A 13,020-nucleotide genomic window follows, 5' to 3' on the forward strand; every position below is an offset into this window, starting at 1 on the left:
AGGGAGATGCCATGCCGAACGAACGTCTCCGGGCTGCCATGGCGTCCGGAGGATGGACGCACGAGAGCCTGGCCGAGTCGGTGGGAGTAGATCCCAAATCCGTGGAACGGTGGGTCAACCTCGGCCGCACACCACGGCGCGCGACAGCTCTGCAAGCTGCCGAGACCCTGGGGGAGGACGTACACGCGCTCTGGCCGGCGCTCAGGCAGGCACGCGCCGCGCGGGCAGTCAGCCCGGAACTTGTGGCGTTGTACGACCAGCGGGCGGACGTGCCCGTTTCCACGTACGTGGAGCTGTTCGCCCAAGCGCGGAAGCTCATTGACGTACTGGTCTACGCGGGGGTGTACCTGCATGAGGCGTACCCGAGCCTGAACGACCTTCTTCGAGAGCGGGCCGCCGGGGGGTGCACGATCCGGATCGCTCTGGGGGACGCGGACGCGGAGAACGTGCAACAGAGGGGCCGCGAAGAGAAATTCGGTCACGGGATCGAGAGCCGGTGCCGTCTGGCGCTGATGCACTACCGGCCACTCATCGGGGTACCGGGCATTGAACTGCGGGTGCACGGAACAACGCTCTACAACAGCCTGTGCCGCGCGGACGATCAAGTGTTGGTCAATGCCCACGTGTGGGGCGTGAACGCGTACGGTGCGCCCGTCTGGCACCTTCGGCGCAGTGGCGACGGGGGTGTGTTCGGCGCCTACGCGAACAGCTTCAACTCCGTGTGGGAGACAGCTCAGACCGTGGAAGGGTGAGCCGATGGCACGCACCGAGTATTACGACGATCCGAACGCTCCCCTGCCCAACAGCTTGGTCGTAGCGGCTTCCGCCGTCGTCACCGACGAGCAGGGCCGCATCCTGCTTCAACGACGCCGGGACAACGATCTGTGGGCGTTGCCAGGCGGCGGCATGGACATGGACGACTCCCTGCCCGGTACGGCCGTCCGCGAGGTCAAGGAGGAGACGGGGCTCGACGTGGAGATCACGGGACTTGTCGGCACCTACACAGACCCGCGCCACGTCATCGCCTACACGGACGGAGAGGTGCGAAGGCAGTTCAACGTGTGCTTTCGCGGGCGCATCATCGGCGGGACACTGACGATCTCGGATGAGAGCACGGAACTCCGGTTCGTGGAGCCGGGCGAGGTGAGTGAACTGCCTATGCACCACACGCAGCGGCTGCGCATCCAACATTTCCTGGAGAACCGGCCGACGCCCTACCTTGGATAGCTACGGTCGGCAGTCAACCCGTACGGACCCGGAGATGCCATACGCCGGCGGTCCCCTAAGGTCCGCTTTCGTGCTCCCTCCCCACCCTTAACTGTGGCTTTCTCACCCGACTCAGAGAGCAGCAGCGCTGGTCAAGAGGGTAAGAGCATGAAAAAAACGTGATCGCACCCAGCGCGGGCATGTCGAGCTTGGGCTGGGATCGCCAAAGCGGTCGGCCCCCGAACTTTCAGCGAGGCCCACCACAGGACCACACACGACAAAGCCGCCCACCCCAGCGGGCAGACGGCCTCTTGGGTCGAGTTGACTACGCCTCGTCGCTCAGCGCCCGGTACAGCGTCGCACGGGACACTCCCAGCGCCTTGGCAATGGCCGTGACGCTCTCCCCCTTGGCGCGGCGCGCGCGGGCCGCAGCGAGCTTGTCAGCGTCCATCACGGCAGGACGCCCACCAGTACGCCCTTGAGCCTTAGCAGCATCCAGTCCTGCCCGTGTGCGCTCCACGATCATGTCCCGCTCCAGTTCGGCGAACGCGACCATCATCGTGAAGAAGAACTTGCCCTCACCCTTGGGGGAGTAGCTACCGGCCAGCGTTCCCGTCAGGATGCGCAAGCTGATCCCCCGGGCGTGCAAGTCCGCAAGGCCACCCCTCAGGCCCTCGATGCGCCCTCGAAGTCTTCCGGCAAGCCTGTTGTACCGGTCGATGGCATCCGATCCGCTGAACTCTCCCCGTACGTAGCGCGCTTCCTCCAGATCGGCGAGACGCGCTTCCTCCTCCTTGATTTCGGCTTCGATCGCGTCACGCTTGGCGAACACTTCCGGGTCCTCCTGCTTCACCCAGCGCTCCGCGATGACGGCAAGCAGGTCGTCGTCGGGCTCAAGGGCGGGAAGACGGCGCAAGAACGCGTCACTCACGTAGGTATCGAGGCTTTCTACCCGCGCGGTGACTCCGAGGCACCCCCGCCCCATCCGGTTCGAGGAGCAGGCATACGACGTTCCGGCCCTGCTCATAAGTGACCCGCACAGGCCACAGCGGCTATCCCGGTCAGGAGCGCTGTCCCCTGCTTCTGTCCATGGCGCTTTCCGGCAACCGGGAAGGTACGGGATTCGAGCTGCCTGATGATGAGTTCGCGCTCTCCTACCGTGAGGATGCCTTCACCGATGCTCACGGTGTCCAGCGTTTCGGGATCGCGGTATGGAATGACCTTCGAGCCGTACTTTCGGGTCCCGTCCGCCGCCTCCTCGTACGTTGTCTGAGGCATGAGCCCGGCGAAGGCGGGACCGCGAAGCAACTGCATCACGCTGGACGAGTTCCACTGTCCGCCACGGGCCGACTCGATCCCATGCTCATTCAGGAACCGCGCCACATGAACGAGGGCCTTCCCGGAGAGCGCTTCGTCAGCGATCAGCCGCGCGTACACGGCAGTCTCCGGGTCGTGCACAAGCCTCTTGGTGTCCGGGTCCACCTTGAGCCCGTATGGGGGCTGTCCACCGATCCACTGGCCTCGCTGCCGCAGGTACCGCTTCGCGTTGCCGACGCGCATTCCCAGGTTCCGGGACTCGTTGCGGGCAAGCTCGGCGAGGAGCACGATGGTGACGCGGGCGCTGTCGTTCGCCGTGTCGAGACCGTCCATGACGGACACGAGCCGCCCGCCCACCCGGCTGAAGTCGTCCAGGGCCCTGCCGACCTCGCCGATACCCTTACGGCTCAACCGGTCGAGTTTCCACACGATCAGCACACCGACGACTCCGGACGTCACGGCCGTGATGGCGTCGTCGAAGCCCTTGCGGCTGACGCTCTTGTATCCGGACCGTCCCCGGTCGATGTGGACCTTACGGACCGTGATCCCGTTGCGCTCCGCCCACGCGCGGCAGTCGGCTTCCTGGCGGTCGATCGCTGTCTTGCCCTCCCTGTCCAGCGACAGGCGTAGGTACAGGTCAGCGATGGTGTGGTGATGCACGGTCTCACCCTCTCTGGAGTTCCCTCAATGGTTCAGGACGTCCAGAAATCGAGGATGACGATGCGTCCTCGCAGTTCGGAGGGTGTACTGCCGGTCGCCTGTATTGAGCCAGCCGCCCTTGCCGATCAGTTCGGGGGCGCGGACGCGTGCACGAGTTGCCATGCCACAAGTCAACACCTGCCCCACCTGCGCGCATTCCGCCGGGGCCCGGGGGAACCTGTGTCGCATGAGACTTCTCGTGCGGGAGCGGCTGTTCGCCATCGGTGACGACTACTGGATCGAGGACAGCGAGGGCCGCAAGGTCTTCCTGGTCGACGGCAAGGCCATGCGGCTGCGCGACACCTTCGAGCTGAAGAACGCCGACGGCCGGGTGCTCGTCGAGCTGCGGCAGAAGCTGATCAGCCTGCGCGACACCATGCTCATCGAACGCGGCGGCGAGGAGCTGGCCACGGTCAGGCACAAGCGGCTCTCGCTGCTCCGCAACCACTACCGGGTGACCCTGGTGGACGGTACGGAGCTCGACGTCAGCGGCAAGATCCTGGACCGCGAGTTCGCCATCGAGTACGACGGCGAGCTGCTGGCCCAGATCTCGCGGCGCCGGCTGACCCTCCGGGACACCTACGGCATCGACGTGGTCCGGGAGGACGCGGACATCGCGCTGCTCATCGCCGTATCGATGTGCGTGATCGTGCTGGCGGACAAGGAGGACGAGGACTGAGGGAGCGACCGGGCGCGAGAGTTCGCTGTTTCACGTGAAACAACGGCGGGACTCAGGACCGCGGCGGCGCGAGCCCCAGGCGGCGGTCCTTCAGCGCCGGGAACTGCTCACGGGTCGCGCCCACTTTCGCCGGGTCGAACTCCACGGTCAGGATCTCCTCGTCCGCCCCGGCCTGGGCCAGCACCTCGCCCCACGGGTCGACGACGATGCTGTGGCCGGCCTGCGGGATGTCGGCGTGGCTGCCCGCCGTGCCGAGGGCAAGGACGTACGCCTGGTTCTCGACGGCGCGGGCCTGCGCCAGGAGCGTCCAGTGGGAGCGGCGGCGCTCCGGCCAGCCCGCCGCCACGACGAGCGTCTCGGCGCCCGCGTCGACGAGACCACGGAACTGCTCCGGGAAGCGCAGGTCGTAGCAGGTGGCCAGGCCCAGCGTGGTCTGCGGCAGGGCGACGGTCACCAGCTCGTCGCCCGCGCCCATCATGACCGCCTCGCCCTGGTCGAAGCCGAAGCGGTGGATCTTGCGGTAGACCGCCGAGCGTTCGCCGTCCGGGGTGAGGACCAGCGTGGTGTTGTAGAGGACGCCGTCCGGGGCGCGCTCGACGAACGAACCCGCGTGCAGCCAGACCCCGGCCTCGGCGGCCGCCTTCGCCATCACCTCGTGGGTGGGGCCCTGGAGCGGCTCGGCCTCCTGCTCGAAGACGGAGTAGGCGAACGCCCCGACCGGCCAGAGTTCGGGAAGGACCACCAGGTCGACGCCGCGCTGGGCGACCACCAGCGCGGCGGCTCGCTCCCGCCGGGCCTCGACGGATTCGTCCGGGTCTACTGCGATCTGGATGAGGGAGGCGCGCACACTACCACCGTCCTGGCATTCGAGCCGTCAACACGGGCCTACGATCGTCACACGAAAGCACTGCCGGGGTGCCTGCTCGCAGCGTAACTTAGGCGGCTAGAACTCCCACGCAGCAAGCAGACAGCAGCCCGCAGACAGCGTCGTCCGTGCCGGCCCGCCCGCCGGCCCTCCCTGCTCTCCAGCCCATGCACCGAAGAACCGCCGAGGGGTCCCGTGACCGTCCATCCCAGCCTCCAGACCTACGCCGACTCCGCGACTCACTCCATCGAAGCGATAGCCGACCTGGTCAAGCCACTCGCGGAGGGGGAGTGGAACCGCCGCACGCCCTGCCCCGGATGGTCGGTGCGGGACATCGTGTCGCACGTCATCGGCATGGAGTGCGAGATGCTCGGCGACCCGCGCCCGATCCATACGCTGCCGCGCGACCTCTACCACGTACAGAGCGACTTCGCCCGCTACATGGAGATGCAGGTCGACGTCCGGCGCCACCACACCGCCCCGGAGATGACGTCCGAGCTGGAGTACGTCCTCATCCGCCGCGCCCGGCAGCTCCGCAACGAGTCCCGTGCCCCGGAGACGACGGTCCGCGCGCCCCTCGGTGCCGAGCAGACCCTCGAAGTGGCCTACAACATGCGGGCCTTCGACGTCTGGGTGCACGAGCAGGACCTGCGGACGACGCTCGGTCAGCCGGGCAACCTGGACTCCCCCGGCGCGCACATCACCCGGGACGTCCTGCTCGCCGCTCTGCCGAAGGTGATCGCCAAGAGCGCGGGAGCGCCGGCCAACTCGGCGGTGGTGCTGGACGTGCATGGTCCGGTGGAGTTCCTGCGGACGGTACGGGTCGACGCCGAGGGCCGCGGTTCGATCGACGGCTCCCCCTCGCTGGGCCCGGCGGTGACGCTCTCCATGGACTGGGAGACGTACGTACGCCTCGCCTGCGGCCGGGTCCGCCCCGCCGCGGTCACCGACCGGATCAAGGCCGAGGGGGACCAGGAGCTGGCCACGGCGATCCTGGACCACTTCGCCGTGACTCCGTAACCTCCGGCTTCCCCGGCGGCGCCCGCCCCGGAGTTCACTCACGGACGGGCGGGCGCGCCGCCCAGCCCTCGGCCGCGCGTCTCACGCGGGTACGTGCACGGCCTCCACACGGCTCACCACATGGTGGTCGCGTTCCCTCAGCGCCGCCCGGCGGCGCAGCCGCAGGATCTGGGCGACGCCGAACGCCTCCAGGACGAAGACCGAGGCGAACGCCACCCGGTAGTTGCCGCCCGTCGTGTCCAGCAGCACCCCCACGGCGAACAACGTCGTCATGGAGGCGATGAACCCGCCCATGTTGACGATCCCCGAGGCGGTGCCCTGACGCTCCGGCGGGTTGGCGGGCCGGGCGAAGTCGAAGCCGACCATCGAGGCGGGGCCGCAGGCGCCCAGCACCACGCACAGGGCGGTCAGCAGCCACATCGGCGTGTGATCGGCGGGGTAGAAGATCGCGCAGGCCCAGAGAAGGGCGGTCGTCGCGACCGTGCCCAGGGCGATGGGGGCCCGCGCCTCCTGGTGGCGGGCGATGATCTGCCCGTAGACGAGCCCCACGGCCATGTTGGAGAGCACCACCAGGGTGAGCAGCGTGCCCGCCGTCGCCCGGCTCAGCCCTTGCGCCTCCACGAGGAACGGCATCCCCCAGAGCAGCAGGAACACCATCGCCGGGAACTGGGTGGTGAAGTGGACCCACATGCCCAGCCGGGTCCCCGGTTCCCGCCAGGCGGCGGCGATCTGCCTGCGGACGTAGGCGGCGCCCGCGTGCTCGGCGGGCGGCGGCTCGTGCCCCTCGGGGTGGTCCTTGAGGAAGAGCAGGAGCAGGACCAGCACGACCGCACCCGCCGCCGCGCTGCCGGCGAAGGTCGTGGTCCAGCCGAAGCTGTGCAGCGCGCGTGCGATGAAGAGCGTCGAGACGAGGTTGCCGGCCATGCCGAAGAGCGCCGCGACCTGTCCGATCAGCGGGCCGCGCCGGGCGGGGAACCAGCGGCTGCCGAGCCGCAGCACGCTGATGAACGTCATCGCGTCACCGCAGCCGAGCAGGGCGCGTGCGGCCAGCGCCATGCCGTACGAGGGGGAGAGCGCGAAGCCGAGCTGACCGACCGTGAACAGGACGGCCCCGATGGTGAGGACCCGCTTGGTGCCGAGCCGGTCGACCATCAGCCCCACGGGTATCTGCATGCCCGCGTAGACGAGGAGCTGGAGGATGGAGAACGTCGACAGGGCCGAGGCGTTGACGTCGAACCGGTCGGCGGCATCGAGACCGGCCACGCCCAGGCTGGTACGGAAGATGATGGCGACGAAGTAGACGGCGACGCCGATGCCCCAGACCCAGGCGGCGCGCCGGCCCCCGGGCGGGTCACCGGGCAACGGGGGCGAGGGAGCGGCGGCCGAACTCACCGGTCCTCACCCCGGACCAGCACCCGCACCCGGCCGACATGGCGCCGCACGACCTGTGCGGCACCCTCGGCGTCCCCGGCCCTGATCGCCGCCAACAGCTCACCGTGCTCGGTGATGTTGGCCTCGATCCTGCCCGGGTGGGCCTCCATCACCGCGACACCCATCCGCAACTGGCGGTCGCGCAACTGGTCGTAGAGGCGCGAGAGGATCTCGTTGCCGGCGTGCTTCACGATCTCGGCGTGGAAACAGCGGTCCTTCACCGCCACGGCCGCCAGATCCCCCTCCTCCGCGAGCTGCCGCTGCTCCTCCAGGAGTTCTTCGAGCCGTGCGACCAACTGCGCGGAGGCGGGCACGGCCTTGCGTGCCGCGAACTCCTCCACCAGCAGCCGAGTCTCCACCACGTCCTTGATCTCCTGCGCGGAGACGGCGAGCACGAGGGCGCCCTTCTTCGGGTAGAGCTTGATCAGCCCCTCGACCTCCAGCCGCAGCAGCGCCTCCCGTACGGGCGTCCGCGACACCCCTACCGCGTCGGCGAGCCCCCCTTCGGTGAGCAGCGTCCCGCCCTCGTAGCGACGGTCCAGGACCGCCTCCTTGATGTGCGTGTAGACGCGCTCGGCGGCGGGTGGCTGCTTGAGGGACGTACGCGGCGGCTGCACGGGGGCGGAGGCAGGCATGCGCACAGCATAGATACAACATGCACGCATGCTGGACCCCCGTCCGGATTCTGGACCTCACGGTCACCCTGCCGGCCGCCGGGCCGGCGTCGGATGTCCGGCGTCAAAGCCAAGCTTGCGCAAATTCACCCGTCCGGGAACGCATCCTTTCGCCCGCCCCAATCGTCTCATCACCGAGCGGCACCCTTATGTGGCCGCATATCAGGGGCATTTGGAGCGTTCAGTTGAAAATCGGGATCAAGCGCATCAATCGCGTCACCATCACGAGCACCGTGGCACTCACCGCAGGTGCGGTGCTCGCGAGCGGCGCCTTCGCCTCGACGGCGCACGCCGCAGCGCCGCCGGTTCCGAAGATCGTCGCCAAGGGCGGCTTCGTGATGAACAACGACACCGGCAAGGGCCTGTACAGCAAGTCCGCGGACATCCGCCGTTCCACCGGCTCCACCACGAAGATCATGACCGCTCTCGTGGTGCTGTCGCAGAAGAACGTGAACCTCAAGAGCAAGGTCACGGTCCAGAAGGCGTACAGCGACTACATCGTCTCCAAGAACGCCTCGTCCGCCCGGCTCATCGTCGGCGACAAGGTCACCGTGGGCCAGCTCCTCTACGGCCTGATGCTCCCGTCCGGCTGCGACGCGGCGTACGCCCTGGCCGACAAGTTCGGCTCCGGCACGACCCGTGCGGCCCGCGTGAAGTCCTTCATCGGCAAGATGAACTCCACGGCGAAGAGCCTCAAGCTGAAGAACACCAGCTTCGACTCGTTCGACGGCATAGGGGGTGGGAACAACTACTCGACCCCCCGCGACCTGACGATCATCGCCAGCCAGGCGATGAAGAACTCCACGTTCCGCTCGATCGTCAAGACGAAGTCGACGACGCAGAAGGTCACCACCAGGAGTGGCGGCTACCGCAACATGGCGTGGACCAACACCAACAAGATGCTCAGCAGCTACAGCGGCGCGATCGGCGTGAAGACGGGCTCCGGCCCGACCGCCAAGTACTGCCTGGTCTTCGCGGCGACGCGTAAGGGCAAGACGGTCATCGGCACCGTGCTCACGTCGTCCTCCGAGGCGAACCGCACGGCCGACGCGACGAAGCTCCTGGACTACGGGTTCAAGAAGTAGCCGCCGGACACGGGTTCACGAAGTAACCGCCGGACCACGGGTTCACGACGTGACCCGCCCGCGCGTTCGAGCAAGGGGCCCGGCCCGCACACATCGTGCGGGCCGGGCCCCTTCGCCGTTCCTGCGGCCGGCTACGCCCAGGTGATCAGGCGCTTGGGCTGTTCCAGGATCGCCGCCACGTCGGCCAGCACCTTGGAGCCCAGCTCGCCGTCGACCAGGCGGTGGTCGAACGACAGGGCCAGCGTGGTGACCTGACGCGGCTTCACCTTGCCCTTGTGGACCCACGGCTGGAGCTTGATCGCGCCGACCGCCAGGATCGCGGACTCGCCCGGGTTCAGGATCGGGGTGCCCGTGTCGACGCCGAAGACGCCGACGTTGGTGATCGTCACCGTGCCGCCCGCCATGGCCGCCGGGGACGTCCTGCCGTCCCGAGCCGTGGCGACCAGCTCGCCCAGGGCCGCCGCGAGCTGAGGCAGCGTCCTGTCGTGCGCGTCCTTGATGTTCGGCACGATCAGACCGCGCGGGGTGGCCGCCGCGATGCCCAGGTTCACGTAGTGCTTCTGCACGATCTCCTGGTTGGCCTCGTCCCAGGCGGCGTTGACCTCGGGGTTCCGCTTGATCGCCACCAGGAGGGCCTTGGCGATGATCAGGAGCGGGTTGACCCGCACCCCCGCCATGTCCTTGTCCTCCTTGAGCTCCGCCACCAGCTTCATCGTGCGCGTCACGTCGACCGTGACGAACTCGGTGACATGCGGCGCGGTGAACGCGCTGCCCACCATCGCCTGCGCGATCGCCTTGCGGACCCCCTTGACCGGGATGCGGGTCTCGCGGGCCGAGCCCACGGCGGCCGGGGCCTCGGGCGCGGCCGCCGCCACCGGCTCGGAGACCGCGGGCGCCTCGGCGGCAGCGGCCGGAGCCGCGGCCGCGTGCACGTCCTCGCGGGTGATGACGCCGTCCTTGCCGGTCGGCACCACCGTCGCCAGGTCGATCCCCAGGTCCTTGGCGAGCTTGCGCACCGGCGGCTTGGCCAGCGGACGGGCGGTCACCGCGTCGGGAGCGGGCACCGGAGTTCCGTGGCCGTTCAGCTCCGCCTGTACCGCCGCCGCGACGGCGGCGGCCTCGGGAGCCGCCGCCCCCTTGCGCGGACGGCGCTTGGTGGAGGACTCCGCGACCCCGTAGCCGACCAGGACCGGCGTACGGCCCTTCGGCTCGCCATCCGGAGCGGCGGCCTCCACCGGCTCCTGCACCGGGGCGGGAACCGGAACCTCGTCCCCGCTCCCCGGTGCCACGTCCACCGAGATGATCACCTGGCCGACGTCCACCGTCGTGCCTTCCGGGAAGCGCAGCTCGTGCACCACCCCGTCGAACGGGATCGGCAGCTCCACCGCCGCCTTCGCCGTCTCGACCTCGCACACGACCTGGCCGTCGGTGACCGTGTCACCGGGCTGGACGAACCACTTGAGGATCTCGGCCTCGGTGAGCCCTTCGCCCACGTCGGGCATCTTGAACTCGCGGAAGCGAGCGGATGTCTGTGTCATCGTCGTCACGACCCCTCAATCCCTCAGTACGCCAGCGAGCGGTCGACGGCGTCGAGCACCCGGTCCAGGCCGGGCAGGTACTCGTCCTCCAGCCGGGCCGGCGGGTAGGGCACGTGGTAGCCGCCGACCCTGAGCACCGGCGCTTCCAGGTGGTAGAAGCTGCGCTCGGTGATGCGGGCGGCGATCTCCGCGCCGGAGCCGTAGAAGACGGGCGCCTCGTGGACGACGACGAGCCGGCCGGTCTTCTCGACCGACGTCTGGATGGCGTCGAAGTCGATGGGGGACATCGAGCGCAGGTCCAGGACCTCGACCGACTTCCCCTCCTCCTGGGCGGCCGCGGCCGCCTCCAGGCAGACCTTCACCATCGGGCCGTACGCGACGAGCGTGAGGTCGTTGCCCTCGCGGACGGTCACGGCCTTGTGGAGCGGGCCGGGGATGGACTCGGTGTCGACCTCGCCCTTGTCCCAGTAACGCCGCTTGGGCTCGAAGAAGATGATCGGGTCATCGCTCTGGACGGCCTGCTGCATCATCCAGTAGGCGTCGCTCGCGTTGGACGGAGAGACCACCTTCAACCCGGCGACGTGCGCGAACAGCGCCTCGGGGGACTCGCTGTGGTGCTCGACCGCGCCGATGCCACCGCCGTAGGGGATGCGGACGACGACCGGCAGCTTGATCTTGCCGAGCGCGCGGGCGTGCATCTTGGCGAGCTGCGTGACGATCTGGTCGTACGCGGGGAAGACGAAGCCGTCGAACTGGATCTCGACGATGGGGCGGTAGCCGCGCAGGGCCAGGCCGATCGCGGTGCCGACGATGCCGGACTCGGCCAGCGGGGTGTCGATCACCCGCTCCTCGCCGAAGTCCTTCTGGAGGCCGTCGGTGATGCGGAAGACGCCGCCGAGCTTGCCGACGTCCTCACCCATGATGAGGACCTTGGGGTCGGTGTCGAGGGCCAGCCGCAGCGACTCGTTGAGCGCTTTCGCGATGGACATCTTTTCCACGGCCATGGCTACTTGCCCTCCTCGGCGGAGTCTGCGAACGATGCCTGGTAAGCGGCGAACTGGGCGCGCTCCTCGTCGACGAGCGAGCTGCCGTCGGCGTAGCCGTGCTCGAACAGGGCCATCGGCTCCGGGTCGGGCATCGCCCGTACCGCCTCGCGCACCCGCTTGCCGAGGGTCTCGCTCTCCGTCTCCAGCGCGGTGAAGAAGGCCTCGTCGGCGAGCTTCTCCTTCTCCAGGTACGCGCGCAGCCGCAGGATCGGGTCCTTGGCCTCCCAGGCGGCCCGCTCCTCGTCGGCCCGGTACTTCGTCGGGTCGTCGGAGGTGGTGTGGGCGCCCATGCGGTAGGTGAACGCCTCGACGAGGGTCGGGCCCTCACCGCGGCGGGCGCGCTCCAGCGCCGAGCGGGTCACGGCCAGACAGGCCAGTACGTCGTTGCCGTCGACCCGGACGCCGGGGAAGCCGTACCCCTGCGCGCGCTGGTAGAGCGGCACGCGGGTCTGGCGCTCGGTGGGCTCGGAGATGGCCCACTGGTTGTTCTGGCAGAAGAACACGACCGGGGCGTTGTAGACCGCGGAGAAGGTGAACGACTCCGCGACATCACCCTGGCTGGAGGCGCCGTCACCGAAGTACGCGATCACGGCGGAGTCCGCGCCGTCCTTGGCGACGCCCATGGCGTAGCCGGTGGCGTGCAGGGTCTGCGAGCCGATGACGATCGTGTACAGGTGGAAGTTGTTGGTGGACGGGTCCCAGCCGCCGTGGTTCACCCCGCGGAACATGCCCAGCAGGTTGGTGGGGTCGACCCCACGGCACCAGGCCACTCCGTGCTCGCGGTAGGTGGGGAAGACGTAGTCGTCGTCGCGCAGCGCCCGGCCGCTGCCGATCTGCGCGGCCTCCTGGCCCAGCAGCGACGCCCACAGGCCCAGCTCCCCCTGCCGCTGCAGGGCGGTCGCCTCGGCGTCGAAACGGCGGGTCAGCACCATGTCCCGGTACAGACCGCGCAGCTCGTCGGCGCTCAGGTCGATGCTGTAGTCCGGGTGCTCGACACGCTCGCCCTCGGGCGTCAGCAGCTGCACGAGCTGGGGCTCGGAACTCTGTGGCGTCTTCGCGGCGCTGGTCCGCTTGCTGCTGCGTCGCGGTTTACGCGCGGCGGCAGTGCTCTCCACGGTCACGTGCGTGCTCCTCCGTCGGTCCGGCCCCCGGGGTCTGCCGGGAGACCAGTGCGGCTCGCCTGTGTCCGGACCCGTGCACGGGGTGGGTGCCGCTCGGCCGGGATACAGGCGTGACAGGTGCCCCGGCGAGCGCCCTGTCATAGGCACGTTACCCAGTGCATCGCATAACTGCGAAACCCTATCTGACCTGCGTTTTTGCTTGGATTTCCAAGTAAATCGAAAAAATCACGAAGCTCTGCTGGTCACAGCACTGGTAACAGCCTTGCAGGCCGCCGGAACAACGGCACGTTATCCCGCGGATCAGCGGCAGGGAAGAGCGGAGAGGGGGCGAGTATGTGA

At 68.7% G+C, this 13,020-nt stretch carries 13 protein-coding genes and 1 pseudogene; 5 read left to right on the forward strand and 9 right to left on the reverse strand.

The genetic code is table 11. The annotated features are described in order from the left end of the window. The first annotated feature begins 11 nt into the window (after window positions 1–11). Window positions 12–752, forward strand: a complete 741-nt coding sequence (locus ACIQAK_RS11040) for a helix-turn-helix transcriptional regulator (protein WP_366388706.1) — start codon at window positions 12–14, stop codon at window positions 750–752. A gap of 4 nt (window positions 753–756) precedes the next feature. Then, the gene (locus ACIQAK_RS11045) at window positions 757–1,227 is read left to right on the forward strand and encodes an NUDIX domain-containing protein (protein ID WP_366388705.1); all 471 of its coding nucleotides are present in this window, start codon (window positions 757–759) and stop codon (window positions 1,225–1,227) included. A gap of 304 nt (window positions 1,228–1,531) precedes the next feature. On the opposite strand, the gene ACIQAK_RS11050 is transcribed toward ACIQAK_RS11045, so the two are convergent. The 3 genes and pseudogenes from ACIQAK_RS11050 to ACIQAK_RS11060 all read right to left on the reverse strand — a co-directional run. Then, complete coding sequence (locus ACIQAK_RS11050; protein ID WP_366388704.1) at window positions 1,532–2,137, reverse strand: recombinase family protein; 606 nt, start codon at window positions 2,135–2,137, stop codon at window positions 1,532–1,534. A gap of 92 nt (window positions 2,138–2,229) precedes the next feature. After that, window positions 2,230–3,183 (reverse strand): recombinase family protein, encoded by a 954-nt coding sequence (locus tag ACIQAK_RS11055; protein WP_366388703.1) that lies wholly within the window; start codon window positions 3,181–3,183, stop codon window positions 2,230–2,232. Window positions 3,184–3,221: 38 nt separating this feature from the next. Then, window positions 3,222–3,411: pseudogene (locus ACIQAK_RS11060) on the reverse strand (alkyl hydroperoxide reductase); the annotation flags it as partial. Here ACIQAK_RS11060 and ACIQAK_RS11065 point away from each other — a divergent pair. Beyond that, on the forward strand, window positions 3,410–3,901 hold the full coding sequence (locus ACIQAK_RS11065) for an LURP-one-related family protein (protein WP_366388702.1): 492 nt from the start codon (window positions 3,410–3,412) through the stop codon (window positions 3,899–3,901). The pseudogene ACIQAK_RS11060 and the gene ACIQAK_RS11065 sit on opposite strands and share 2 nt — an antisense overlap. A gap of 52 nt (window positions 3,902–3,953) precedes the next feature. Here ACIQAK_RS11065 and ACIQAK_RS11070 read toward each other — a convergent pair whose 3' ends face one another. Continuing rightward, the gene (locus ACIQAK_RS11070; protein ID WP_366388701.1) at window positions 3,954–4,748 is read right to left on the reverse strand and encodes a carbon-nitrogen family hydrolase; all 795 of its coding nucleotides are present in this window, start codon (window positions 4,746–4,748) and stop codon (window positions 3,954–3,956) included. A 213-nt stretch (window positions 4,749–4,961) separates the two neighbouring features. On the opposite strand from ACIQAK_RS11070, the gene ACIQAK_RS11075 reads away from it, so the two are divergent. After that, window positions 4,962–5,786 (forward strand): maleylpyruvate isomerase family mycothiol-dependent enzyme, encoded by an 825-nt coding sequence (locus ACIQAK_RS11075; protein WP_366388700.1) that lies wholly within the window; start codon window positions 4,962–4,964, stop codon window positions 5,784–5,786. Between the two features lie 81 nt (window positions 5,787–5,867). Here the strand turns inward: ACIQAK_RS11075 and ACIQAK_RS11080 are convergent, their stop codons facing one another. Both ACIQAK_RS11080 and ACIQAK_RS11085 read right to left on the reverse strand, forming a co-directional pair. After that, the gene (locus tag ACIQAK_RS11080) at window positions 5,868–7,178 is read right to left on the reverse strand and encodes an MFS transporter (RefSeq protein ID WP_366388699.1); all 1,311 of its coding nucleotides are present in this window, start codon (window positions 7,176–7,178) and stop codon (window positions 5,868–5,870) included. Then, complete coding sequence (locus ACIQAK_RS11085; RefSeq protein WP_366388698.1) at window positions 7,175–7,852, reverse strand: GntR family transcriptional regulator; 678 nt, start codon at window positions 7,850–7,852, stop codon at window positions 7,175–7,177. The genes ACIQAK_RS11080 and ACIQAK_RS11085 overlap by 4 nt, the downstream gene beginning before the upstream one ends. Window positions 7,853–8,076: 224 nt before the next feature. On the opposite strand from ACIQAK_RS11085, the gene ACIQAK_RS11090 reads away from it, so the two are divergent. Continuing rightward, on the forward strand, window positions 8,077–8,976 hold the full coding sequence (locus ACIQAK_RS11090) for a D-alanyl-D-alanine carboxypeptidase (protein ID WP_366388697.1): 900 nt from the start codon (window positions 8,077–8,079) through the stop codon (window positions 8,974–8,976). Between the two features lie 131 nt (window positions 8,977–9,107). Here the strand turns inward: ACIQAK_RS11090 and ACIQAK_RS11095 are convergent, their stop codons facing one another. From ACIQAK_RS11095 to pdhA, 3 genes are read right to left on the reverse strand one after another with little or no spacing between them, the layout of a single operon-like run. Then, window positions 9,108–10,523 (reverse strand): dihydrolipoamide acetyltransferase family protein, encoded by a 1,416-nt coding sequence (locus ACIQAK_RS11095; protein WP_366388696.1) that lies wholly within the window; start codon window positions 10,521–10,523, stop codon window positions 9,108–9,110. Between the two features lie 14 nt (window positions 10,524–10,537). Beyond that, complete coding sequence (locus ACIQAK_RS11100) at window positions 10,538–11,518, reverse strand: alpha-ketoacid dehydrogenase subunit beta (protein WP_366388695.1); 981 nt, start codon at window positions 11,516–11,518, stop codon at window positions 10,538–10,540. A 2-nt stretch (window positions 11,519–11,520) separates the two neighbouring features. Beyond that, on the reverse strand, window positions 11,521–12,681 hold the full coding sequence (gene pdhA, locus ACIQAK_RS11105) for a pyruvate dehydrogenase (acetyl-transferring) E1 component subunit alpha (RefSeq protein WP_366388694.1): 1,161 nt from the start codon (window positions 12,679–12,681) through the stop codon (window positions 11,521–11,523). Window positions 12,682–13,020: the final 339 nt, after the last annotated feature.

This window comes from Streptomyces sp. NPDC088706, assembly GCF_044752765.1.
Lineage (GTDB): Bacteria > Actinomycetota > Actinomycetes > Streptomycetales > Streptomycetaceae > Streptomyces.

Bases quoted from the DNA above. Each gene is read 5' to 3' on its own strand.
- ACIQAK_RS11100 (WP_366388695.1), bottom strand. From the start codon at position 11,518: ATGGCCGTGGAAAAGATGTCCATCGCGAAAGCGCTCAACGAGTCGCTG.
- ACIQAK_RS11085 (WP_366388698.1), bottom strand. From the start codon at position 7,852: ATGCCTGCCTCCGCCCCCGTGCAGCCGCCGCGTACGTCCCTCAAGCAG.
- ACIQAK_RS11065 (WP_366388702.1), top strand. From the start codon at position 3,410: ATGAGACTTCTCGTGCGGGAGCGGCTGTTCGCCATCGGTGACGACTAC.
- ACIQAK_RS11045 (WP_366388705.1), top strand. From the start codon at position 757: ATGGCACGCACCGAGTATTACGACGATCCGAACGCTCCCCTGCCCAAC.
- ACIQAK_RS11040 (WP_366388706.1), top strand. From the start codon at position 12: ATGCCGAACGAACGTCTCCGGGCTGCCATGGCGTCCGGAGGATGGACG.